The sequence below is a fragment of the Mycoplasmopsis californica genome (genome assembly GCF_000695835.1).
Taxonomy (GTDB): Bacteria; Bacillota_I; Bacilli_A; order Mycoplasmatales; family Metamycoplasmataceae; genus Mycoplasmopsis; species Mycoplasmopsis californica.
Genome location: NZ_CP007521.1, coordinates 634,856 through 658,855, shown reverse-complemented (window position 1 = coordinate 658,855; position 24,000 = coordinate 634,856). Strand labels below are relative to the sequence as shown.

The window sequence follows — 24,000 nt, the reverse complement described above, 5'->3', positions numbered from 1 at the left end:
AATAATTTATAAGGAGTCTAACATGGCAGAAAAAGCACTAGAAAAAATTTATTTAGCACAAGAAACCCTAGATAAATATAAAGCAGAATACCAAGAATTAGTTAATATTAAACGAAAAGAAGTGCAACAAGCCCTAAAAGAAGCCCGTGCGCAAGGTGACCTTTCCGAAAACGCTGAGTATGATGCCGCTAGAGAACTTCAAGGTAGTGTTGAGGGCAGAATTCGTGAACTAGAAGCGATTTTAGAGCGTGCTGAGGTTATTACTAATGATGATAGTAGAGGTACTACTAAGATTGGTGTTGGTGCAACTGTTACATATCGTAAAGTTGCTTCTGGTGAGGTTAAAAAAGTAACAATAATGGGTGTGCACGATAGCGATCCCTTAAATAACAAAATATCAAATGAATCTGCTTTAGCCTTGGCTCTTGCAGAAGGAAAAATTGGTCAAGTGGTGGAGGTTGACGTAGCTACAAAATACTCAATCGAAATTCTTGATGTTGAATACAGGTAATTATTAATTCATAATTACTTTTTTTATATCTTTGGAGGCTTAAATGTTAATTGGGATTAGCGGAATGATCGGCAGCGGTAAAAGTGTTTTGAGTCAAAAATTACTGAACTATTTTCATAATTCAGTGTTACTAAAAGAATTTGACGAAAAAGATCCAGTGTTCAATCAATTTTTATCATGATTGTATCAAGGGACACAAAACCTTTCGATGAGTTTTCAAGCTTATGTAATTGAGTCGCATAGTTTTAATCTTAGTCAAATTCTTGCAGATTTTCACAGAAAAGGACACAAACATAGCCAATGTCATATTTTTTTAGATCGTTTCAGTATTGAACATTATATTTTTGCCCAAGTTAATCTCGCTGATAAACCAAAATACTTGCAAGCTTACAAAGAAATGTTTACCGAAATATTTACATCTGAACTTATACCCGATTTAGCAATCTATCTTGATATTAATTTTGATACGTTTAAAAAACGTCTTTTTGCTCGTGGGCGAGAAGTCGAAATTGCAAATTATGCTCAAAATCAAAAATATTTTGCCAAACTGCTTGCAGTGTATAAAGATACATTTATTAAGCTGGCAAATCATTTTAAAATGAACTACATTATAATTGATGCAAATCAACTTAGTGAAGATGAAGTATTTCAAAAGGTAAAAGATATAATCACTAATTATGATTTCAGTTCTTGTGAAAGGGCGAATAATTAAAATGATTGTTAGTATAAGTGGTTTTATTGGTGTTGGTAAGTTTAGTTTAGCTCATAAACTTAGTCAGCATTATAAAAATTCAATATTGATTGATGATTTAAATAATTCAAATGATATTTTTGAGATTTTTCTTAACTGATTTTATAACAAAAAAGAAAATATTAATCTTGGTTTTCAAGCATATATTATTGAAGAAACGACACAAAAATTTAATAATGCATTTTTAAAATTCCAAAAATCTAATTTAAGTAGTCAAGGTAATTATATTTTTTCAAATCGTTTTAACCTGGAACACTATATTTTTGCACTAATTTCAATGAAAGATAAACCCCCAAAATATTTACGAGCTTTCGATAAAATGTTTGTAAATATGGTTTATCCAAAGCACAATCCACAACTAGCAATATTTATTGACGTAAATTACGAAATGTTTGAAAATTACATATTTTCAAACCCTGGGTCAATAGAATCGCAGTTTTACGCTGATAATATTGAGTATTTTAAGGAGTTATACGCACTATACCGTGATTTATATGCTAACTTAATGCAACGCTGAAATATACCATTTGCAATTATTGATGCAAATAATAAAAATGAATATGAAATACTGGGAGAGGCTATTAAAATTATTGACAATTTCAATTTTAACTGAGTAAATGAGTAAACAAGTAAAATATATAATAAAGAGGTAATAATTATGGACAAAAGATTTACAAAAATTTTATATACAAGAGAACAAATTGAAACTAAAATTAAAGAACTAGCTCAGTGAGTTAATGAGACATATAAAGATTCTAAAAACTTAGTATTAGTAGGTTTATTAAAAGGGGCTGTCCCATTTATGGCGCAACTAATTAAAGATATAGATGTTGAATATGAAATGGCATTCATGATAGCTTCAAGCTACCAGGGTGGTACTGAGTCAAGTGGAAATGTTAAAATTATTATGGACATTGAAACCGATATCCTAGATAAGGATGTTTTGGTAGTCGAAGATATTATTGATTCAGGTATAACATTGAGCAAAATATCAGCAATATTGAAATCCAGAAATCCACGTTCATATAAAATTATTACTTTATTAGATAAACCAGCTAATCGAAAAGTTAATCTTAAACCAGATAAGTGTGCATTTGTAGTTGAAGATGCCTTTTTAGTTGGATACGGTCTTGATTATCAAGAAAAATTTCGAGGTACACCATTTATTGGTATTTTTGATCCTAAAAAATAGATAGAGAAAAGAGAATATTTATATAAAGGGTGGTTTATAGCTTTTTTGTTCTGCATTTGTCCATAGATATACATTAAGTGGTAGACTTGCGACAGCCTCAGAAAGTATACGGACATATAACTATATGGGTGGCTTTTTACATAGTTGAACGTTCATTTACTATTCTTCATGATGACGACACACAGAGAAGAAAACTATATGAAGATCCATTTGTTCTATTTGTGGGGTTATTTTTACTTTTAAATAAACAGCTTATTATTCCCATACAATTTCCTCCTAATTTTTGATAAAACAAAAAAACTACTGTAATTTGTAGGTGCTTTCCCTTAATATCATATCATCCCTTAAAAGAGCTATTAATTTAAGAAATTTTTATTAATTAAAGTTGTTATTACTTTTAACTGTTTTTGTAAATATTGATTAAAAAGTTTTGTATATATTTCTTTGTTAATGTGTTCGTATTGATCATATTGCTTTTGAGTATGTAATAATACGTCCATGGTCTTTAAGAGGCGATTTCATAAAGGATTTTTTTTGACTAAGACATCTTTTTTGTTTTTATCTTCACCTTCATATTCTTTTTTCAAGTTTTTGAACTAAATAATTAAAGTTTTGAGTGTCTTCAATTGTAAAATCATAGTTCTTGGCGACTAGTGATTCAAATTCTTTAATTTGTTCTAAACTTGTACCTATTTTTGTATATTCATTAATTTCATCTTCATTACTATCAATAATTTGTGGTAATAATGTGGTAATTGGGGTCGAAATAAAATAATCACGATCATAAAAGTTCATTGTTGAAGGAAGAGTAAAAGGATTTATAGTTTAATTCAGCATGAATGTGAATATCTTGTTCATCTTCATTGATGATGTTGTCAGCGCTTAACATTACTTTTTCACTGGGGTCATAAGAATCGCTTTCGCCTTTTAACCCTTGTGATGAATATACTTTTAGTCCATATTTATTACTATTGTTATATTCTTTAATTTTAGCTATTTTGTCTTTATCTCCTGATAAGGTAAATGATAAATACTTTCTATTGGTTTCATAATTTGAGACAGTAATGTCTTTGAATAACTCTTGTAACTCTTATTTAATTTTCACTAACTCTTGTGCTTTGTGGACTATTTTATCAATGTCAGGGATGTTTTTAATATCATTGATCAACTGAATAGGTTGTTTATATACAAGTTTTTCATGAGTGGTTAATTCACTGATTTTATCAATTGCTAAGTAAGCTTTATCATACGACTCTTGTAATAATTTGTTATTTTCATTTAAACCATTAATAACTTTTCCGATGTTATCATTGATTGTTTTTTCAAACGGTATTTGTATTTGGTGATTTATGTACATGCTTCAAAATATTTAAGACTTTTTCTTTGTTTTTCTCAATTTTGAGATAAATATTTAATTTTTTATCATCCTTTTTTCTTTTTTAAGTGATAATTTTTGGTTGTCTTTATGTTGTTTTAGAGGTGTTTTAATAGCCTTATTACCATCAATTTTAGTTAAAGGTATAGTTTTTGAACTCTTTTTATTTTTAATTATTTTGAAGGCATCAATTATGCCTGAAGGATGTGTTTGTTGAGCATCGATTTTAGTAATCGGGTTTTTATCTTTGGTCACTGCGACCACTGTAACAGTCCCGATTATGGCTAAAGTGGCTAGCGGCAGACTAACCCCTAGGATTATTTTGGTTTTTCTATTTATTTTTTCCTTTCATATTAAGAGAAGTGAAGCTTATCATTTCTTTTTTTAATAGATGCACAACTATCATAAAAAAAGGAAGCAAATAGCGCCCTTTTCCATATTTTTGCATTTTTTATAAAAAACAATATTTATAATTAAAGTAAAATTAACCTATTCTGAGAGTGCATTGTTTTATAATTTATTTTTATATTGTATTTTATAGGGGGTGCTAAAAATATAATGTTTATATATTCTTAAAGTAAAGTACAACCTTCTTAAAAACTAAAAAATGATCTCAAAGTTTCAAAAATCGCTAAGGTTTACAAAACGCCTCACAAAACCATATAGACTTATAATCTAAATTTTTATCCATTTATTCTCATTAAAATAAAGACACCATTAAAACCTGAGATCAAGCTCAAATCGATCAACTAAAAGCTCAAATCGAAGCTCAAAATAATGCTAAGGTATCTACTAGAACAACTAAAATTGCTTTATTAATGGCATTAAGTGCCCAAGAACAAATTAAAACTGAAAAAGAATTCTTAGAAAAAAGCTATCCAAAATTAGCTCAAGCAAGAAAAGCTAAAGAAATGATTGCTAAACTAGAAGCTGAAATCGCTGCTAAAACTAAGGAAGTGGAAACTAAAACTGCTGAAAAAGTTGCTAAGGAAGCTGAATTAACTAAAGCTCAAGCTGATGTTAAAGCAAAAGAAGAAGCTTTAAATAAAGCAACAGAAGCCAAAACCAAGGCAGATGAAGTAGTTAAAGCCACTGAGGGTTCACAAACTGAATTAACTAAAGCTATTGAACAACTAAAAGCCTCAATTAACAAATTCAAAGAAGAGCTAGAAAAAACTACTGACGAAGCTAAAAAAGAACAAACTAAAGCAACTATTACAACTCTTGAAGAACAATTAAAACTACTGGAAGCTGGTAAAGGTGAAAAACTAAAAGTAGCTAAAGATGCGCAAACAGAAGCTCAAAAACTTGTAACCCAAGCTACAGAAGCAAAAGATAAAGCTGAATCTAGCGTTAAAGAAATTGAAACTCAAAAAACTAAACTTGAAGAAGAATTGAAAAAACTTGAAGCAGAACTAAAAGAAAAAACTGCTGAAAAAGTTGCTAAGGAAGCTGAATACACCCAAGCTGACAACGCTACACCAGATTCAGTGAAAAAACTTTTAGCTAGCCTAGAAGCAATCGAAGCTAAAATCGCTGAATTGAAAAAAGAAGCAACTCCTGAAGAATTAAAAGAAGTTGAGCATTATTTAGCAGTGGCTAAGGAATTAGAAAGAGTAAAGGGTGTGGAGAACAAAATTGAAAAATTAGGTAAAAAAGACCCTGTATTTAGAGAAATCTTAGAAAAAAATCCAGAATTATTAACTCAATTAGATGAAGATGCTGAGTATCTAGATGAACTAGTTAAAAATGATGAAGAATTTAAGGATTTGGTAAAAGGATTATTAAAACAAAAAGAAAATAAAGATATCAAGAAACTACACGAAAATGCCAAAATCGTTGGTAGTGCGGATGACATTATTGAAAATAATGATGAACTTATTGATTCTCTAATAGATTATATTCAACAATATAGTTCTGATTACGATCTTGAACAAGGTTATAAAAAATTCTTTGATCCTAAATTTGACAAAGTTACAGCAATTAAAAAATCATTAGAACTTGGACATATTAAAGAAAAAAAACAAAATCGAAAAATTAAAGAACAAATTGAAACAATTGAATCTTTACAAAAAATTATTAAAAGTAAAAAATTAATAGAATTTTATAAAGAAGTTTTATTAAATAGAGAACTGGATGATAAAGGAGAATATCCAAATCATTTAGCATATTTATAATGATAAATTTATTATATTTTCATTATAAAATACATTTTAAAAAATAAGCTTTAAATATTAAGTATCTTTTACAAAAAAGATCAAGCTAATATAGTGCTTGATCTTTCCTAAATAGTAAGTTCAAGTGCAACACATGCGCTTGGCTTTTTTATTTTAACATTTTAATGATTTTTTTCTCATTTTTTGCAAATAGTAGTTACTATAAAAGCCCCTTATGTAAGGGGTTGGGGGTTAGGAAGAAAGAAAAGCCCCTTTTCAATGGGTTTGGGGTTGCAAAAAGATAATACAACTTATGATGAAAAGCCCCTATGTAAGGGGTTTGGGGTTAGAAAATAAAGAGGCGGATTGTGTAAGTGGATAGAGCTTATGCAACATAATAAGCGACTATCATACTAGGCCGTAAAAGTTAGCCTCGATAAATAAATCATTGGCAGATTTTCAACCCAAAATTTCTCTTGGCATATCATTTATTCTTTTGGTAATTTGGTCTAATATTTCTTGCGAAATTTGATTAAAATCAAATCCTTTTTTGTATTCGCGTCTTATAAGTCCATTTCAGTGTTCGTTTGATCCTCTTTGAAAAGAGGCGTATGGCTCAGCTCTATATATTTTTATATCGAGTCATTTTGCCAAAATACCTATTTTTTCGAATTCTATGCCATTATCAATAGTTATAGTTTTTACTATTAATTGTCTTTCTAAAACGAGTTTTCTTAATGCTGCATTCACCTTCATTGGGTTTTTACTTGGTATCAAAATCGCAAAACCGACTCTGGTTTTTCTCTCTGTTAAAGTAAGAATGTTGTTATATCCAGTAGCTCTTTTCCCAACTATCATATCAGCTTCTCAATGACCATATTCTTCACGATTATCTATCGATTTAGGTGTTGTTCATATCGGGAATACATAATCAGCTGATGTTACAAGGCGACTAATTACGCTTGCATGTCTTTTTCCACCCTTTTTATATGAGGAACGCAATAAATTTGATCTTTTGATTATTCATTTATTTGTTTTGATTCAATTGAATACTGTTTTTAAGCAAGGGATTTTAATTTTAAAATTCTCTTTTATATATTTATGGGTAAGTTTTACCCCATAATATTTTTTGTCAAATTTTTTTAGAAATAATTCACTAAATTCACTATATTTACTATTCAAAAATTTAAAATAATATTTATGATAATGACGTCTTTGGGCTTTGATATCAGCATAAAATGGGGAATATTTCCCAAATTTATCTAAATTTCTTTTTATTTCTCTACTTACTGTAGATGGGTTTTTATGTAATATATTTGCAATTTTTCTTATTGATAAATTTATTTCTAAATAACTTTTAATTGCTTCTCTATCACTTTTTGTTATATGGGTATATTTTTTAATGCTATAATTCATATGAAGTTCCTGGCCAATTTGGAGCTTTTTTCTTTTTTTTATTTTAAAGAATAATCGAAACAAAAAAGTTCAAGCCCCACAATTTAATTTTACATTAATTTGTGTTGCACTTGAACTTACAATCAAGCAAAAGATCAAGCTAATATAGTGCTTGATCTTTTTTGTAAATATAATAATGTTAATCCTAACTATTATTTTTGCTTTCCGATTTCTTTTTTAATCCGTCGACAAATTTTTTCAATTTAGTTAAATCAGGATTCTGATTTACTACATCGATAAATTCGGGATTATCGGCAAGAAGTTTTTTTACCTCACGTGAAATATTTTTATCTTTTAGATTAGTGATTTTGGAATTAATATCCTCTTCCTCTTTTTTTAATCCATCTTTTATATCTTCTATATATTTTTAAATGAATCTGGGTCATTTATAAACTCTTCATTTAATGTGGGGTCTTCTTCAAATAATTGTTTAAGTTCTGGTTCAGAGTGTTTTAAATTATCTATCTCAGTAATCACCCTTTCCTTTTTAGCCAATCTGCCAAGACTATCTACCCAAGGTTTTGACTTAATGAATTCTGGATTTTCTAAAATAAATTTTTTAAATTCAGGTCTTTTTTGTAATAGTAAAAGAATGTCTTTATTTCCTAAAGCAAGAATTTTGTTCTCCACACCCTTTACTCTTTCTAATTCCTTAGCCACTGCTAAATAATGCTCAACTTCTTTTAATTCTTCAGGAGTTGCTTCTTTTTTCAATTCAGCGATTTTAGCTTCGATTGCTTCTAGGCTAGCTAAAAGTTTTTTCACTGAATCTGGTGTAGCGTTGTCAGCTTGGGTGTATTCAGCTTCCTTAGCAACTTTTTCAGCAGTTTTAGTTTCCACTTCCTTAGTTTTAGCAGTAATTTCTTCTTCAAGTTTAGTTTTTTGAGTTTCAATTTCTTTAACGCTAGATTCAGCTTTATCTTTTGCTTCTGTAGCTTGGGTTACAAGTTTTTGAGCTTCTGTTTGCGCATCTTTAGCTACTTTTAGTTTTTCACCTTTACCAGCTTCCAGTAGTTTTAATTGTTCTTCAAGAGTTGTAATAGTTGCTTTAGTTTGTTCTTTTTTAGCTTCGTCAGTAGTTTTTTCTAGCTCTTCTTTGAATTTGTTAATTGAGGCTTTTAGTTGTTCAATAGCTTTAGTTAATTCAGTTTGTGAACCCTCAGTGGCTTTAACTACTTCATCTGCCTTGGTTTTGGCTTCTGTTGCTTTATTTAAAGCTTCTTCTTTTGCTTTAACATCAGCTTGAGCTTTAGTTAATTCAGCTTCCTTAGCAACTTTTTCAGCAGTTTTAGTTTCCACTTCCTTAGTTTTAGCAGCGATTTCAGCTTCTAGTTTAGCAATCATTTCTTTAGCTTTTCTTGCTTGAGCTAATTTTGGATAGCTTTTTTCTAAGAATTCTTTTTCAGTTTTAATTTGTTCTTGGGCACTTAATGCCATTAATAAAGCAATTTTAGTTGTTCTAGTAGATACCTTAGCATTATTTTGAGCTTCGATTTGAGCTTTTAGTTGATCGATTTGAGCTTGATCTCAGGTTTTAATGGTGTCTAATTTAGTTTTTAATTCGGGAACTAGTTTTTTTAGTTCAGCATTACTACTTTGTTGAGATTCAAGAGTAGAGATTTTTTGTTCTAATTCAGCAATTTTAGGCGCGCTAGAATCTTTGCTTCCACAAGAAGCAGCGACAAATGGTACAGCAGCAACTGATGTTAATGAACCTAAAATTAAGCTAGTTTTAAATTTTTTCATTTGTAGTCCTTTCATACTAAATATTTTTGCTTAAATTATACTAAAATTTAATTGTTTTTTTTTTTTTTTTGTTTTTGATGCTATGATACGACAAGATTTAATTTAAGTTACAGAAATATAGCCAAATAATTTATAAAAGAGATAATAAAAATCATATTAATTAATGTTATTTTGTATGATAAAATATAAATCTTTTATAGTGGATATAAATTTTAGTTTTTTCTTATTATCAATTCAAGGAAACTAAATCTAGATCTAACGAAGCCAAAACCAAGGCAGATGAAGTAGTTAAAGCCACTGAGGGTTCACAAACTGAATTAACTAAAGCTATTGAACAACTAAAAGCCTCAATTAACAAATTCAAAGAAGAGCTAGAAAAAACTACTGACGAAGCTAAAAAAGAACAAACTAAAGCAACTATTACAACTCTTGAAGAACAATTAAAACTACTGGAAGCTGGTAAAGGTGAAAAACTAAAAGTAGCTAAAGATGCGCAAACAGAAGCTCAAAAACTTGTAACCCAAGCTACAGAAGCAAAAGATAAAGCTGAATCTAGCGTTAAAGAAATTGAAACTCAAAAAACTAAACTTGAAGAAGAAATTACTGCTAAAACTAAGGAAGTGGAAACTAAAACTGCTGAAAAAGTTGCTAAGGAAGCTGAATACACCCAAGCTGACAACGCTACACCAGATTCAGTGAAAAAACTTTTAGCTAGCCTAGAAGCAATCGAAGCTAAAATCGCTGAATTGAAAAAAGAAGCAACTCCTGAAGAATTAAAAGAAGTTGAGCATTATTTAGCAGTGGCTAAGGAATTAGAAAGAGTAAAGGGTGTGGAGAACAAAATTGAAAAATTAGGTAAAAAAGACCCTGTATTTAGAGAAATCTTAGAAAAAAATCCAGAATTATTAACTCAATTAGATGAAGATGCTGAGTATCTAGATGAACTAGTTAAAAATGATGAAGAATTTAAGGATTTGGTATTAGAAAACAAAATCAAAAATTCAGTCGATGAAAACAGTCTTTTACTATTAGAAAAAAGACCAGAATTAAAAGAACTTATTTTAGAAAATCCAGAATTCATTAAGTCAAAACCTTGGGTAGATAGTCTTGGCAGATTGGCTAAAAAGGAAAGGGTGAAGGATGTAGAGTTAAAAATCCAGGAATTAGGTAAAAAAGACCCTGTATTTGAAGAATTATTCAAGGAAGAGCCTGCATTAGTAGAAGAATTCAAGAAAAACCCGGAACTATTTAATGAATATTTAAAAGACATCAATAATGGATTAAAAGAGGAAGAGGAAAAAATATTAGCTGAAATAAAAGAAAAATTCAGTTTTGAAGATGCTGTTATTGAAAATATTAGAGATTTCTTACAAAAAAGACCTGAATTTAAAGAACTTATTTCAAAAAATGAAGATTTAATTAAGTCAAAACACTGAGTAAAAAGTTTAAGAAAACTTGCTGAGAAAGAAAATTAATACTTTTTCCAGACTATAAAAATATATTAATTTTAATAAAAAAATAAGCTAAGTCATTCACTGATTTAGCTTATTTTTTATTTTGATATATCAATTTTAACTTCTTTTAATAAATTAGCTAAGGACAATCAAATTTGGCATACTTTTTTATTTACTGATATTGAATGCTTTTTCAATTCTAAAATAAAGGGTATAAATGTGTTGATATTAGAGGTAATTCCTTTAATTTTTTTCTTTTCTTTTGTTTCTTTTAGTGTCTAAAATAATTTATTTTTTTGAGTATAAATATTTAAAGTGCAAATAAAAAGCCCAAAAAGAACTTAACTCAAAAACTCGGAAAAATAAAGAAAAAAGCTATAAAAAAACTAGCTTAAAACTAGTGGCGCATTTACAAATGGTGGAGAATAAGGGGCTCGAACCCATGACCTACGCCTTGTAAGGGCGCCGCTCTCCCAACTGAGCTAATTCTCCAAATGGCAGTCTGTACGGGGATCGAACCCGTGTATGCATGGATGAAAACCATGTGTGTTAACCGCTTCACCAACAGACCATATATGGCGCCGATTGCGGGGATCGAACCTGCGACCAACTGGTTAACAGCCAGCTGCTCTACCGCTGAGCTAAATCGGCATTGCAAAACATGCTTCATTATTATATAATAAATATTTTTTAAAAGAAATATTTTTATAATTTTAAACACTTTTGCCCAATTTCGTAGATATTTCTACTTGGTGTTTACACATATGGAGCAAACGAGGGGAATCGAACCCCCATTACTAGCATGGCAAGCTAGAATTTTGCCATTAAATTACGTTTGCAAGTGCATATAAATAATAATACTTTTTTTAAAAAAAAGAAATATTTTTTTATATATATTCTTAAAGTAAAGTACAACCTTCTTAAAAACTAAAAAATGATCTCAAAGTTTCAAAAATCGCTAAGGTTTACAAAACGCCTCACAAAACCATATAGACTTATAATCTAAATTTTTATCCATTTATTCTCATTAAAATAAAGACACCATTAAAACCTGAGATCAAGCTCAAATCGATCAACTAAAAGCTCAAATCGAAGCTCAAAATAATGCTAAGGTATCTACTAGAACAACTAAAATTGCTTTATTAATGGCATTAAGTGCCCAAGAACAAATTAAAACTGAAAAAGAATTCTTAGAAAAAAGCTATCCAAAATTAGCTCAAGCAAGAAAAGCTAAAGAAATGATTGCTAAACTAGAAGCTGAAATCGCTGCTAAAACTAAGGAAGTGGAAACTAAAACTGCTGAAAAAGTTGCTAAGGAAGCTGAATTAACTAAAGCTCAAGCTGATGTTAAAGCAAAAGAAGAAGCTTTAAATAAAGCAACAGAAGCCAAAACCAAGGCAGATGAAGTAGTTAAAGCCACTGAGGGTTCACAAACTGAATTAACTAAAGCTATTGAACAACTAAAAGCCTCAATTAACAAATTCAAAGAAGAGCTAGAAAAAACTACTGACGAAGCTAAAAAAGAACAAACTAAAGCAACTATTACAACTCTTGAAGAACAATTAAAACTACTGGAAGCTGGTAAAGGTGAAAAACTAAAAGTAGCTAAAGATGCGCAAACAGAAGCTCAAAAACTTGTAACCCAAGCTACAGAAGCAAAAGATAAAGCTGAATCTAGCGTTAAAGAAATTGAAACTCAAAAAACTAAACTTGAAGAAGAATTGAAAAAACTTGAAGCAGAACTAAAAGAAAAAACTGCTGAAAAAGTTGCTAAGGAAGCTGAATACACCCAAGCTGACAACGCTACACCAGATTCAGTGAAAAAACTTTTAGCTAGCCTAGAAGCAATCGAAGCTAAAATCGCTGAATTGAAAAAAGAAGCAACTCCTGAAGAATTAAAAGAAGTTGAGCATTATTTAGCAGTGGCTAAGGAATTAGAAAGAGTAAAGGGTGTGGAGAACAAAATTCTTGCTTTAGGAAATAAAGACATTCTTTTACTATTACAAAAAAGACCTGAATTTAAAAAATTTATTTTAGAAAATCCAGAATTCATTAAGTCAAAACCTTGGGTAGATAGTCTTGGCAGATTGGCTAAAAAGGAAGCGTTGATAATTAACAAAAAATATTCTAGTCTTAGCGATGAACAGCAGAAAAAAATAAAAATAATATTAAATAAACAACCTAGTTTATACGAGACATTATCTTCTGATCCAAAAGTCATTGAAAATATCAATAAAATAAAAGCTGAAAGTTCTGATCTTCTTGATGAATTTCTTAAAAAACTAGAAAAAGATCCAAAATATATTGAATTAATAAAAGAATAAAAAAAGTTAAAAAATAGGTTAAACTTATGTATGGTTTAACCTATTTTTATTGTCTGAAACTGGGAAACTAGGAAAGCAATATGTTTTTGGATATCATCCTTTGTTACTTTACTTATTTATTCGCTTATAATGGTTGTATTCCGTCTACATTCCCTTTTGGGGGTTCGTATGTGCTACTGGTCTTGGTTTTTCTTAAGCGGGTGTTGATTCTTTAACATTTTCTTCATCAAGCACTAAACCTTCATCCTCTATATCCTCAGCCTCTTCAGAGTCATCGATTTTATAGGTTTCATCGGTCTCTTCATCGTCATCAAGTGCTAAACCATCGTCTAAATCGTCAAGTTCTCCCTCAGAACCATCACTTACTAAACCTGTTTGCGGAACAATTTGTGTTTCTATTAGTGAGTTTAGTTCTTTTTTAACTGCATTAAAGTGTTGATTTATTTGGTTTATTAGAGCGTTATCCATTGACAGTGATAAGTTATCTTTTTTACTGATTAATAAGCTGATAAGATTAGAAAAAGCATTATTGAACTTATCAATTTTGGTTGTGATATCAGGCGTAGATTTTGCTAGATGTTCATATCCTAACATATTAGTTCCTTCGATTAACGAACTTAAAATTTTGAAGACGATAAGTTGTGCTTGTGGTTTGTCTTTAATTGAATTAATTAATTCTTTTAAGGTAGCTTTTTTGTTATCAGTATTTAATTGTGCTGATTTATTTGAAATTTGTGTTATTTTTTCAAGATAAATATCTTTATCCTTAATTGATGAGCTCGCAAGTTTCATTGTTTCTAATTTAAGTTGGAACTCAGATATTAGTTTACTTAAAACAGATGGAACATCAGCGGCTCCCTTAAATGGATCTAAAAGAATTTTTTCTATATCTGTATTTTCGATGAAATCCAATAATACTTGTAATGATTTTTCAAATTGATTTACTTGATGTAAAATGGCACCATCTTTTTCGCTGACCGAATTAGTGATAAATTGAGATACATATTTTAATCATAATAAGTGTTGTAATATTTCGAATGCTTCTGGTTTATCAATGCTTTTATCAATATAAGAGTCTATACGGCTTTGTGCATCCTTGATTGATAATAATGAGTCTTTTAATTTTTCGTTTGTTTCTAAATCTTCTTCCTCATTATTAATTTCAATGCTGTCAATATTTTTATTACCTTGATTTTCTCGCTCCGTTTGTACTTTTGAATTATCTGTTGATTGAGGCTGCTTTTGTGGTTTTTGTTCTATGGCTTGATTGCCACAAGCGACAGCAATCAACGGCAATGATAGAGGCATTAGCCCTAAGATTAATTTATTTATTTTTTTCATAGTTATCCTTTACTTATAAAAAATATTATAGAGATTTTTGTTTTTGTATTTATTAAGGGAATCTATGATGAATGCTAAATCAACGGTAATATTACCATTTTAAAAAATAAATCCCGTCTGCACGAGATGAATTAATTTTGTTTGATTGCCATCTTATCTAAAGCATCTTTTGCGGCGTTTTCTTCAGCTTCTAATTTACTCGCTCCATAACCTATGCCGTATATTTGGCCATCATGATTTAGTTCGGCAAAAAATCGTTTTTCACTTTCCTGGATTGTATTATAAATAGCAGCAATTCGCGAAAAAGATTGAACATATTCTTGAAAGCGTGTTTTTGAATCCTTCAGGGTAGTAGTGTCAATTTGCGTTTGAAATAAAGTTTGATTTAAAAATGAATTAACTTTTTGTAATCCTTGGTCAATATATAAAGCGCCAATAAACGATTCAAAAACATCAGCGCCAACCTTAGCAGAAGTTAAAACATCCTTTTGAATTAAGCCCGGACCAGTTAAAAGAAATTGTTTTAAGCCTAAATCGTTTGAAATTCTATTTAGGTTTTTAGTTGAAACAAGTTGAACACGCATTAATGTTAGTTGACCTTCATTTTTATTTTTGTATTTGCTCATCAGATATAGACTAGATAAGAATTGCAACAAAGAATCACCTAAAAATTCAAGTTTTTCGTAATTAGGCACTTTGGAGTTTTTACCAAACTTAAAGTATGAGGGATGAGTGAAAGCAATTTCATAGTGTTCTATTTTTTTAATATTTATGCCAAATTTTCGTGTAAATTGAATGAATTTATCTAAATTGTTTTTATTCATTTTCAATGGCCTTTTTGACCTTAGCTAGTATATTATTTTCCAGTGCTATTTTAATTTGATTCAACGCACCTAAATAAGCTTTTGAGTCGCTGCTTCCATGTGACTTAATAGCCACGCCATTTACACCAATAACTCAGGCTGCACCAACATTTCTATAATCTAAGGTTTCAGCAACGTCGCGAAAGGCGTTTTTAGCAAGTAAAAAGCCTAATTTACGAGTAGGTGTCATCATAATTTTTTCTTTAAGGAGTTTTTTAAAGCTTAATATTGCCCCTTCAAGACTTTTTAGAACTAAATTTCCACCATAGCCATCAATAACAGCGACGTCGCAAACATAGTTTAAGATATCGCGGGGTTCACGAAAGCCAATATAGTTTAAGCTTTTATCATTTTTTAAAATTTGATGAGCTTCACGCACAACCTCAGTCCCTTTTGAATCTTCAGTTCCGATATTGATTAATGCTATATTAGGTTTTTGTGTATTTAAAATCACCTTAGCAAAAACGTTGGCGATTTTAGCTCATTCTACTAAAAAATCAGATTTAGAATCGATGTTGGCACCAACATCCAAAAGTAGGAATTTACGACCAATAATTGTAGGTATAATCGGCATAAAAGCCGCACGAGAAATATTAGGTAGTCTTTTTAGTTTAAAAGTAGAGGTTGCTAAATATAATCCGCTATTTCCTGAACTTAAAACTGCATCAGCTTGTTGATTTTTAACTAACTCAATAGCTTGATTCATTGATGTGTCTTCATGCAATGAGGCACGAATGTTATCTGGATTGGAAGCGATATTAGGGTTATCTATTATAGAGATATTTTGAGGAAATGTTGAGTATTTTTCAGTAATTAAGTCTTGAATTTGACTTTGTGGACCAATTAAAATTATGTTGAAGTGAGGGTTTTTTTGCGCGAATTCCACACTAGCTTGTATGGCAGCAAAAATACCATTATCATTGCCATTAATATCAAAGGCTATCTTGTAGGAATCCATTATTCAAATCCTAAAATAAAGTGGTAATTTGGCTGAGCTCCATTAATCACTTCAACATCAACATCATATTCACTTGTGATGAAACTTTCAAGCTCAAGAGCGTCAGCTTCGCTTATATCATTTCCATAAAAAATTGTAATTAGTTCATGTTCATTTTTAATTGTTCTTTTAACTAATTCCTTGGCTGCATCAATATAATTAGGTTGAGAAAGAATAATTTTATGATCAACAATCCCTATATAATCGCCTTCTTTAATTTTTACATTATTCATTTTTGTTGAGCGAATAGCTGTGGTAATTTCTCCTGTAATAACTGTATCTATAGCCTCAGTCAGTAATTTTTTATTTTCGTCTGCACTTGATTCACTATTGAAATGCATCATTGCAGCAATACCTTGAAGTTGTGAACGTGTTTGAATAATATAAACGTTTTTATCATCAATAATTTGGGCTGCTTGTTCAGCGGCTAAGAAAATATTTGAATTATTCGGCAAAACAAAGACATTATGGGAATTGACTGAACGGATTGCATCAACTATATCCTGTGCTGATGGATTTTGAGTTTGACTACTTTCAATTATCGCATCACATCCTAGATCTTTCATGCGAGAAATAATTCCGTTACCTAAATTGCAAGAAACGATTGCACACTCTTTAGCATCTTCGGTTGACTCATTTAAAACTACATTTTTATTTCTGCTTTCTTGTGCTTGAAGTGACATGTTTTCTGATTTAATTTTGATAAACTCACCAAATTTTTGACCGAAGTTTAACAAATCACCTGGACGCAAGACGTGGCCGTGCACTTTTAAAATTTCCCCATCTTGAACAACTACTAAGCTAGTTGCAAAACGATTAACAGCTTTTTCAAAAAGTGGTTTTTTAAAAGTATTAGCATCTTTTAGTTCAACAATGAATTCTGTGCAATAACCAAATTCACCATCATAAACCTCACCGTCTTGAATAAATGTTTCAATCGAGTTTGATTCTTCTTTAATTGGGACTGGAATCCCTTTAATAAATGAGTTCATACCAGCCATAATTGCGTAAAATCCTTCTCCACCTGAATCAGTTACACCAACTTCACGAAGTAATTTTAAAAGGTTAGGTGTATTGTCACAGGCTTTACGAGCAAATTTTTCCGCTAATTCAAAAAATACTTCAAAAGTTGTTGTGTTATCAACAATTTTGCTTAATTCTTCTGTAGTTTGACGAATAACTGTTAAGATAGTTCCCTCAATAGGTTTTAAAACTGAACTGTAAGCTTTTTCTGTTGCTTTTTTAAAGCCTGTTAATAAACCTTCAACATCTGTGCTTTCTTTATCCTCGAATGCTAGGGCAAAACCTTTAAAAATTTGACTTAATATTACTCCACTATTGCCACGAGCACCAAATAACATGCCCCTGGCAAAATCTTTAGCTACCTGTCCTAAATTATCATTATTACGCGATATTGATTCAATAGCAGACTTAACTGTGGATGACATGTTTGTACCAGTATCACCATCAGGTACTGGAAAAACGTTTAATGCGTCAATACGATTTTTATTATTGATCAAATTATTTGCACCTGATAGACAAAGGTCATAAAAAAGTTTTCCATCTAATTTTTTAATCATTGCTTAAACCCCCTACAAGTATGTTTAATTTTCCAAGTTTTTGGCCTTTTTTACGCAATGCAAAACGTAAAGCTGATGAAATTGATGTTACAATATTTTTTAAATTACTATTTTGTAAAATGGTAATTGCAGCAGTTAAATCTCAAATATTTTTAGAAACATTATGAACAATTACTGAGTCTGTGCTTTTATTTTGTTCTTCAAAAAGATTTTGAATACTATAGACCCCTGGCGTCGTTTCAAGGATATTAATAAAAACTTGACTAACCTCAGCTTTCTCCATCTCACCTCCTTAAAAATAATATTAAGAATTATATTCGAATTATTAATTTATAATAGCACAAATATTGATGAATTTTTTGAAGAACGAACTGAAAAATTAATTTAAAACAATTTAATTTTCAGTCTTTTACACACAAGTTTTCAATTTAACTTATTGGAAAATAAAATAAGAATATTCATAAAATGATTTTATATTAATTTAAGTACGCTAAAAAAGCGTAATAATGTATATTTTAAAATATGGCAGAAATAATAAATACATTTATTGTTCTAAATATAGAGAACCATAACGAATTTCCTGATGATGCTTATGTGGATCTGTTTGGCTCTTATGGGCAGATACGGTTGCTAGCACGAGGTATAAATAAAGCTAATTCAAAAAATAGAGCAAATTTATTGCCTGGTTGTGTGTCAGAAATTGAGTATTTTCCGGCTAGAAAAAAAGGTTCGATTGGGCGATTAAAGAGAGCGAACCAAGTGATGACTATCAATTTTCAGGATATGAGCAATATAACTTTCACAAATAAAGCAATAAATTTATTAAAGAATATAAAAACTGATTGCTACTCTGTATATAAATCTTATTTACAGATTATTAAACGACTTAGCGAAGGGCAAAATAAAAAGCTTATTTTATACTTGGCAGCTCAGTGTTTGAATCACTATGGAATTATGGTCAATTCAAATAGTTGCGTGGAGTGCAATCAGTCTTATGACTTGTGTGATTTTAGCTTTTATAAAGGCGGTTTTTTATGTTCGCAACATTCTAATTCTCAACGTTGAAATAAAGAATTAAAAACTATCTATTATTTGTTTAATGATTTTGACCGATTCTACCAAACAGCTACCGATTCTATTGCATCAGTACTTTTAATTGAACTTAAGCAACACTTTGCGGATAATGGAATATTAATTTATATTTAACTACATTAAATTTACTTATACACTCATTTTTCAGAGTATTTAGGTATTTTATTATGCCGGTTAAGCATGAGTTAATGTTTCCTTATTGAAATTCAATATTAAGTAATGGAAAACGTTGAAAGAGTATAATTTAAATAAGTATATATTTAAGGAGAATGTTGATGAAAATTGGAGACACACAAGTTGCAATAGAAGCTATAAAAAAATATCAAAATATTGTTATTTTTCATCACACTAGACCAGATGGCGACTGCTTAGGTTCGCAACATGGTTTAGCACAAATGATTAGAGACAATTTCCCTGAGAAAAAAGTTTATACAATAGGTGACAATGCAGGTTCTTTTGAATTTATGAATTATCACTTTGACCCAGTAGAATCAATTGATTTTAACAATTCATTAGGAATTGTGGTGGATGCATCAAGTTCTGATCGAATAGTTCATTCAGATTTGTTATTAGGTGATAAGTTCACTGCTAAATTGCGTATCGACCACCATCCTAATGGAAGCGATATAGTTTATGATTATTTATTTGTCGATGAACACTATGTAGCAGCCGCTGAACAAGTTGCTCATATCGCTTTTGACGCTCAGTGAAAAATTTCAAAACAAGCTGCTTTACACACATTTTTAGGAATTACGACTGACAGCGGGAGATTTTTATACGCTGATACATCGGCGAGAACATATAAATTAGCAGCATTTTTAGAAGAGCAAAGCGGAATTGAACCTTGAAAATTGCATAGAGAATTAGGCAAAAAATCTCTTAAAGATATTAAATATATTGGTCATATTTTGTCAAATTTTGAGCGTAAAGGCCGTGTTTTATATTTTGTTGCCACAAAAGAAGTTCAGGAAAAATTTGGTTTTGATGAATTAAAAGCAGCTATTTTCGTAAATGAATTAGCAAACATAGAAGATAATGCGTGTTGAGCCTTTTTTATTGAGCAAGCAGATGGAAGTATTAGAGCTAGATTGCGTTCAAATGGACCGCTAGTTAATGAAGTTGCTAATATTTGAGGTGGCGGCGGCCATGCAAATGCCGCGGGAGTAACCATTTCTTTTGCACAAATTGATCTTGTTTTAGATGAATTAAATAAAGCCATTATTAAATGAGAAGGGAGTCAATAATGAAGATAGCAGATACAGGTTCGTGAAAAATAGCGGCCGATAAACTTGAGCAATATGATTCGATAGTTATATTTCATCACATTAGACCAGATGGCGATTGCCTAGGTTCGCAATTTGGATTGCGGGAATTGTTGAGAATTAATTATCCAGAGAAAAAAGTTTATGCAGTTGGGCAATCAAATGGATTGTTTTCTAACTTTTTAGATTTAGATTTTGACGAGGTACCATCAGATGATATTTTGAAAAAATCTTTAGGTGTTGTAGTTGACGCTAATCAAAAAGATCGTATTCAAAACCGTGAAATTTTAGATAAAAATTTATTTGCAGAAACACTTCGAATTGACCACCATCCAAATGAGGATGATTTAGATAAAGTTACTATTTGAATGGAAGAAAATAGAATCGCTGCTGCCGAAATGATAGCGGAATTAGCTTACCAAAAGGGCTGAAAATTCAATGAAAAAGCTGCAAACTGCGTCTTTTTAGGTATAGTGACCGATAGTGGGCGTTTTCAATTTTCAGATACAAGCTCGCGCACACATGAGTTAGCGGCATATCTTTATAAAAATGGCTTAAATGCCGAAAAAGTTTATTTAGGATTGGCACAAACTAGCATTGAAGATTTAAAAGTTCAATCTACATTAATGAGTTCTTTAAAAACAAAAGGGCAAGTAGCTTATATTCAAGTAGACTACAAAACAACAATCGCTCTTGGCAAAAAACCTAACGATATGGCACGTCCAAATTTAATTGGAAATATTAAGGGTTATCCATTGTGAGTTTCTTTCAACGAAGAGGAGGATAATAGAATTAGGGTTGAGTATCGTTCGAATGGACCGATTGTTAGAAATGTTGCAATAAAATGAGGTGGCGGCGGACACGATCGCGCTTCTGGTTCAATGATTTGTTCATTTGATGATGTTGACAAAGTTATTGATGATTGCAATGAAGAAGTCTTACGCTGACAAAAGGAAAATAATAATTAGGAGTAATAATGGCTAAATTTAAACGTATTTTTATGATTGTAACAGATGGTTTAGGAATCGGACCTGACCGTGACCAAGTATCGTTTGGAGATAAAGGAGCAAATACTATTTTATCAGCTTCAAAAAGTTCGATGTTTTTTATTGATACGTGAAAAAAATTAGGTATTGGTAATATAACTACATTGGAAGGCAACTACCACGTTCGTAAACCACTAGCTTATATGGCAAAAGTTCAAGAAGTATCGAATGCAAAAGATACATTGGCAGGACACTGAGAAATGATGGGGATTAAAACACTTGTTCCATTTCCAACTTTTACTGAAAATGGTTTTCCACAAGATTTAATTAACGAGCTTTCAAAGGCGTTTGACGGCCGCAAAATTGTATGTAATAAAAGTGGCTCAGGTACTGAAATTATTGATGAATATGCACAAGAACAAAAAGAAACTGGTGCAATTATTGTTTATACATCAATGGATTCAGTGCTACAAATTGCTGCGCACGAAGAATGAATCGGTTTAGAAAATCTATACCGTTATGGCAAGGCAGCGCGTGAAATTTGTTCTTCTAAACCTGAATGAAATGTCGGAAGAATTATTGTAAGACCATTCATTACTGATGAAAATGGTAAATATAAACGAACATTTAATCGCCATGACTATGCTAACCAACCCCGTGAAATGATTTTAAACGAATTACAAAGAGCGGGTGTTGAAGTTGTTGCAGTTGGAAAAATAAACGATATTTTTGTCGGTCAAGGTGTCACTCGTGCAATTCACTCTGATGGTGATGCGCACGCAATGGATATAACTATTGAAGAAGCTCAAAAAGAGGGTGAAAACAAATTTATTTTTACTAACTTAGTTCAATTTGATTCTCACTACGGCCATCGTCGTGACGTGGACGGTTATGCATCGAATATTGCTTTATTGGACACAAAATTAGCTGTTTTAATCAATTCTATGCGTGAAGATGATTTATTGATTATGACCTCAGATCACGGAAACGATCCTTTATATCCAGGTTTTAATCACACTCGTGAAATGCTACCTTTAACTATTTTTTCTAAATCATTTAGTGAACCCAAAGTACTAAAAGATGTAGAAGGCTTAGGAACAAGTGGCAACATTGTGGCACGTAATTGAGGAGTGCCAATTGTTTCAGAGACTGGTGACGATATTTTCGATCAATTAGTGTAAAAAATGAAATATGCAGTATTAAAACTGTGTATTTTTTTATTTTTTAATAAAAATTACTTTTTTAATATGGAAGTATTAGTAAAATTAATACATCAAGAATTGAATACATAAGAGGAGAAAAATGAATAAAAATATTTATCTAGCTGGAGGGTGTTTTTGAGGTGTGCAGGCATACTTTTCACGTCTTAATGGCGTAATTAATACGTCAAGTGGTTATGCAAATGGTATAGATGAGAATGCAACATATAAAAACTTAAAAAATAGTTTACATGCTGAAGCGGTTAAGGTTGAGTTTGATTCTACAATTATAAGTGTCGAAGAGCTGGTTGTTCATTTATTCAGACTTATTGAACCTGATTCGTTGAATAAGCAAGGCAATGATATCGGAACTCAATATCGAACTGGGGTTTATTACGAAGACCAAAATGATAGGTTGATTATTGAAGCTATTTTTAATAAATTTAAAAGAAAATATGCTAAATTTTATGTTGAATTAGAACCGCTAAAACACTTTATTCCTGCTGAAGAATATCACCAAGACTATTTAGAAAAAAATCCAAATGGCTATTGCCATATTAATTTAAATGTTGATTATAAACTAAACGATGGCGAGTTAAATTTAATTAAGCAAGCACGAAAAGAAATGACTTTAACTCAGTTAAGCTATGATGTTTTAAAAAACTCAGCAACAGAAAGACCACATACATCTGAATTAAATAGTGAATATCGCAAAGGAATTTATATTGAGAAAATTACAGGTGAAGCTTTATTTTCTTCATCTACAAAATTTGATGCTGGATGTGGATGACCTAGTTTCTCAGAACCAATTCAATCAGAAAGTGTACAATATCTAGATGATACATCGTATAATATGTATCGCATTGAGGTTCGTTCGGGACAAGGGGACCATCATTTAGGTCATGTTTTCAATGATGGTCCAAAAGAAATGGGCGGAAAAAGATACTGCATTAATGGAGCGGCATTAGAATTTATTCCGCTTGAGGAAATGGACGAAAAAGGATATAGTGAATATAAAAAGTATGTTAAATAATCTAATTCATACTCAAATAATTTTTGGAGCTTATAAATAACGCTAAAACAGTAATATAAATAGCAAGAAACTGAGGAAACTCAGTTTTTTATGATTTAACAACAAAAAATATAAAGATTTGCCAATAGCAAAAGAAGAACTAATAGTAAGAACACTAAAAAACACATTATTATCAGAAAATATTAATAAACCCGAGAATAGAGAAAGTCAATTAAAAAGAATATTTTCTAAAATAGTAGATGATTTAGGTATTTACTATAAAATAGGCTTAACGACAGATTTTACAGGTAAGCTATTTAATGAAATGTATTCATGGTTAGGATTTGTGGAGGATAAGTTAAATGATGTAGTTCTAACACCATCTTATGTAACAAGTCTTTTAGTAAAACTTGCAAGAGTAGATAAAGACAGTTATGTTTGAGACTTTGCAACAGGTAGTGCTGTGGATTATTGGTAGCAGCGATAAACGAGATGATTATTGATGCAAATGAAAAAATAACATCACCACATCTGACAAGTAAAGTAAATCGACACTATAAACAAATTTTAGAAGTTTCTTGCTGAAGATACTTCTATTTTTTATACTATTATGTATTATCAACCAGATTGTTGCGTCGTTTACGTCGCAACTTTTCGATAGAAAGGTGTTTTTGTACAGTAGATGAAGTAATTTATCATCGTAA

The 24,000-nt window shown here is 30.6% G+C and carries 25 protein-coding genes and 4 tRNA genes; 13 read left to right on the top strand and 16 right to left on the bottom strand.

Features of this window, described 5'->3' with window-relative positions; genetic code table 4:
• Positions 1 to 22: 22 nt before the first annotated feature.
• From greA to hpt, 4 genes are read left to right on the top strand one after another with little or no spacing between them, the layout of a single operon-like run.
• A complete protein-coding gene (greA, locus tag MCFN_RS02705; protein ID WP_038562092.1) occupies positions 23 to 511 on the top strand; it encodes a transcription elongation factor GreA in 489 nt (162 codons plus the stop codon).
• Positions 512 to 554: 43 nt separating this feature from the next.
• Positions 555 to 1,223, top strand: coding sequence for a deoxynucleoside kinase (locus MCFN_RS02700; protein WP_038562088.1), 669 nt, complete (start codon positions 555 to 557; stop codon positions 1,221 to 1,223).
• Positions 1,189 to 1,887, top strand: a complete 699-nt coding sequence (locus MCFN_RS02695; protein WP_081817285.1) for a deoxynucleoside kinase — start codon at positions 1,189 to 1,191, stop codon at positions 1,885 to 1,887. Before MCFN_RS02700 ends, MCFN_RS02695 begins: the two co-directional genes overlap by 35 nt.
• Before the next feature lie 33 nt (positions 1,888 to 1,920).
• Positions 1,921 to 2,454: a hypoxanthine phosphoribosyltransferase gene (gene hpt, locus MCFN_RS02690; RefSeq protein ID WP_038562086.1), complete on the top strand. Its 534-nt coding sequence runs from the start codon at positions 1,921 to 1,923 to the stop codon at positions 2,452 to 2,454.
• Positions 2,455 to 2,590: 136 nt separating this feature from the next.
• Here the strand turns inward: hpt and MCFN_RS03690 are convergent, their stop codons facing one another.
• From MCFN_RS03690 to MCFN_RS02670, 4 genes are all read right to left on the bottom strand, one after another.
• Complete coding sequence (locus tag MCFN_RS03690; RefSeq protein ID WP_268745192.1) at positions 2,591 to 2,719, bottom strand: hypothetical protein; 129 nt, start codon at positions 2,717 to 2,719, stop codon at positions 2,591 to 2,593.
• A 293-nt stretch (positions 2,720 to 3,012) separates the two neighbouring features.
• Positions 3,013 to 3,249 carry a hypothetical protein gene (locus MCFN_RS02680; protein ID WP_038562080.1) on the bottom strand — a complete coding sequence of 79 codons (237 nt, stop codon included), beginning with the start codon at positions 3,247 to 3,249 and terminating at the stop codon, positions 3,013 to 3,015.
• Between the two features lie 295 nt (positions 3,250 to 3,544).
• Positions 3,545 to 3,811: a hypothetical protein gene (locus MCFN_RS02675; protein WP_038562077.1), complete on the bottom strand. Its 267-nt coding sequence runs from the start codon at positions 3,809 to 3,811 to the stop codon at positions 3,545 to 3,547.
• A gap of 54 nt (positions 3,812 to 3,865) precedes the next feature.
• Positions 3,866 to 4,084, bottom strand: a complete 219-nt coding sequence (locus tag MCFN_RS02670; RefSeq protein WP_038562075.1) for a hypothetical protein — start codon at positions 4,082 to 4,084, stop codon at positions 3,866 to 3,868.
• Between the two features lie 563 nt (positions 4,085 to 4,647).
• On the opposite strand from MCFN_RS02670, the gene MCFN_RS02665 reads away from it, so the two are divergent.
• Positions 4,648 to 6,006: a hypothetical protein gene (locus MCFN_RS02665; protein ID WP_038562072.1), complete on the top strand. Its 1,359-nt coding sequence runs from the start codon at positions 4,648 to 4,650 to the stop codon at positions 6,004 to 6,006.
• Between the two features lie 384 nt (positions 6,007 to 6,390).
• Here MCFN_RS02665 and MCFN_RS02660 read toward each other — a convergent pair whose 3' ends face one another.
• From MCFN_RS02660 to MCFN_RS02650, 3 genes are all read right to left on the bottom strand, one after another.
• Complete coding sequence (locus tag MCFN_RS02660; protein WP_038560885.1) at positions 6,391 to 7,401, bottom strand: IS30 family transposase; 1,011 nt, start codon at positions 7,399 to 7,401, stop codon at positions 6,391 to 6,393.
• A gap of 396 nt (positions 7,402 to 7,797) precedes the next feature.
• On the bottom strand, positions 7,798 to 9,186 hold the full coding sequence (locus MCFN_RS02655; protein ID WP_158419989.1) for a variable surface lipoprotein: 1,389 nt from the start codon (positions 9,184 to 9,186) through the stop codon (positions 7,798 to 7,800).
• A 226-nt stretch (positions 9,187 to 9,412) separates the two neighbouring features.
• Positions 9,413 to 9,853, bottom strand: coding sequence for a hypothetical protein (locus MCFN_RS02650; protein ID WP_038562068.1), 441 nt, complete (start codon positions 9,851 to 9,853; stop codon positions 9,413 to 9,415).
• Between MCFN_RS02650 and MCFN_RS02645 the strand changes: the two genes are divergently transcribed.
• Entirely contained in the window at positions 9,807 to 10,661 is an 855-nt protein-coding gene (locus MCFN_RS02645; RefSeq protein WP_038562065.1) for a hypothetical protein, read from the top strand. The two genes, MCFN_RS02650 and MCFN_RS02645, sit on opposite strands and share 47 nt — an antisense overlap.
• Before the next feature lie 395 nt (positions 10,662 to 11,056).
• Here the strand turns inward: MCFN_RS02645 and MCFN_RS02640 are convergent.
• From MCFN_RS02640 to MCFN_RS02625, 4 genes are all read right to left on the bottom strand, one after another.
• A tRNA-Val gene (locus tag MCFN_RS02640) sits at positions 11,057 to 11,132 on the bottom strand.
• Between the two features lie 3 nt (positions 11,133 to 11,135).
• A tRNA-Glu gene (locus tag MCFN_RS02635) sits at positions 11,136 to 11,211 on the bottom strand.
• A 5-nt stretch (positions 11,212 to 11,216) separates the two neighbouring features.
• A tRNA-Asn gene (locus tag MCFN_RS02630) sits at positions 11,217 to 11,291 on the bottom strand.
• A gap of 114 nt (positions 11,292 to 11,405) precedes the next feature.
• Positions 11,406 to 11,479, bottom strand: a tRNA-Gly gene (locus tag MCFN_RS02625).
• Between the two features lie 306 nt (positions 11,480 to 11,785).
• Between MCFN_RS02625 and MCFN_RS02620 the strand changes: the two genes are divergently transcribed.
• Positions 11,786 to 12,964 carry a coiled-coil domain-containing protein gene (locus MCFN_RS02620; RefSeq protein ID WP_038562062.1) on the top strand — a complete coding sequence of 393 codons (1,179 nt, stop codon included), beginning with the start codon at positions 11,786 to 11,788 and terminating at the stop codon, positions 12,962 to 12,964.
• 192 nt (positions 12,965 to 13,156) lie between these two features.
• Here MCFN_RS02620 and MCFN_RS02615 read toward each other — a convergent pair whose 3' ends face one another.
• From MCFN_RS02615 to MCFN_RS02595, 5 genes are all read right to left on the bottom strand, one after another.
• Positions 13,157 to 14,305 carry a hypothetical protein gene (locus MCFN_RS02615; RefSeq protein ID WP_038562059.1) on the bottom strand — a complete coding sequence of 383 codons (1,149 nt, stop codon included), beginning with the start codon at positions 14,303 to 14,305 and terminating at the stop codon, positions 13,157 to 13,159.
• Between the two features lie 131 nt (positions 14,306 to 14,436).
• Entirely contained in the window at positions 14,437 to 15,129 is a 693-nt protein-coding gene (gene rnc, locus MCFN_RS02610; RefSeq protein ID WP_038562532.1) for a ribonuclease III, read from the bottom strand.
• Entirely contained in the window at positions 15,122 to 16,126 is a 1,005-nt protein-coding gene (gene plsX, locus MCFN_RS02605) for a phosphate acyltransferase PlsX (protein WP_038562057.1), read from the bottom strand. Before plsX ends, rnc begins: the two co-directional genes overlap by 8 nt.
• The gene (locus MCFN_RS02600) at positions 16,126 to 17,745 is read right to left on the bottom strand and encodes a DAK2 domain-containing protein (RefSeq protein WP_038562054.1); all 1,620 of its coding nucleotides are present in this window, start codon (positions 17,743 to 17,745) and stop codon (positions 16,126 to 16,128) included. Before MCFN_RS02600 ends, plsX begins: the two co-directional genes overlap by 1 nt.
• Entirely contained in the window at positions 17,738 to 18,028 is a 291-nt protein-coding gene (locus MCFN_RS02595) for a hypothetical protein (RefSeq protein WP_038562053.1), read from the bottom strand. The genes MCFN_RS02600 and MCFN_RS02595 overlap by 8 nt, the downstream gene beginning before the upstream one ends.
• Positions 18,029 to 18,267: 239 nt before the next feature.
• Here MCFN_RS02595 and recO point away from each other — a divergent pair, with 239 nt between their 5' ends.
• The 6 genes from recO (at position 18,268) to MCFN_RS02565 (ending at position 23,774) form a co-directional block, all read left to right on the top strand.
• Positions 18,268 to 18,951, top strand: a complete 684-nt coding sequence (recO, locus tag MCFN_RS02590; RefSeq protein WP_038562050.1) for a DNA repair protein RecO — start codon at positions 18,268 to 18,270, stop codon at positions 18,949 to 18,951.
• Between the two features lie 161 nt (positions 18,952 to 19,112).
• Positions 19,113 to 20,081 carry a DHH family phosphoesterase gene (locus tag MCFN_RS02585; protein ID WP_038562047.1) on the top strand — a complete coding sequence of 323 codons (969 nt, stop codon included), beginning with the start codon at positions 19,113 to 19,115 and terminating at the stop codon, positions 20,079 to 20,081.
• Positions 20,081 to 21,067 carry a DHH family phosphoesterase gene (locus MCFN_RS02580; protein WP_038562045.1) on the top strand — a complete coding sequence of 329 codons (987 nt, stop codon included), beginning with the start codon at positions 20,081 to 20,083 and terminating at the stop codon, positions 21,065 to 21,067. Before MCFN_RS02585 ends, MCFN_RS02580 begins: the two co-directional genes overlap by 1 nt.
• An 8-nt stretch (positions 21,068 to 21,075) precedes the next feature.
• Complete coding sequence (locus MCFN_RS02575) at positions 21,076 to 22,266, top strand: phosphopentomutase (protein ID WP_038562042.1); 1,191 nt, start codon at positions 21,076 to 21,078, stop codon at positions 22,264 to 22,266.
• A 121-nt stretch (positions 22,267 to 22,387) separates the two neighbouring features.
• Positions 22,388 to 23,317, top strand: a complete 930-nt coding sequence (gene msrB / locus MCFN_RS03715; RefSeq protein WP_038562041.1) for a peptide-methionine (R)-S-oxide reductase MsrB — start codon at positions 22,388 to 22,390, stop codon at positions 23,315 to 23,317.
• Between the two features lie 118 nt (positions 23,318 to 23,435).
• Complete coding sequence (locus MCFN_RS02565) at positions 23,436 to 23,774, top strand: DNA methyltransferase family protein (RefSeq protein WP_038562038.1); 339 nt, start codon at positions 23,436 to 23,438, stop codon at positions 23,772 to 23,774.
• Positions 23,775 to 24,000: the final 226 nt, after the last annotated feature.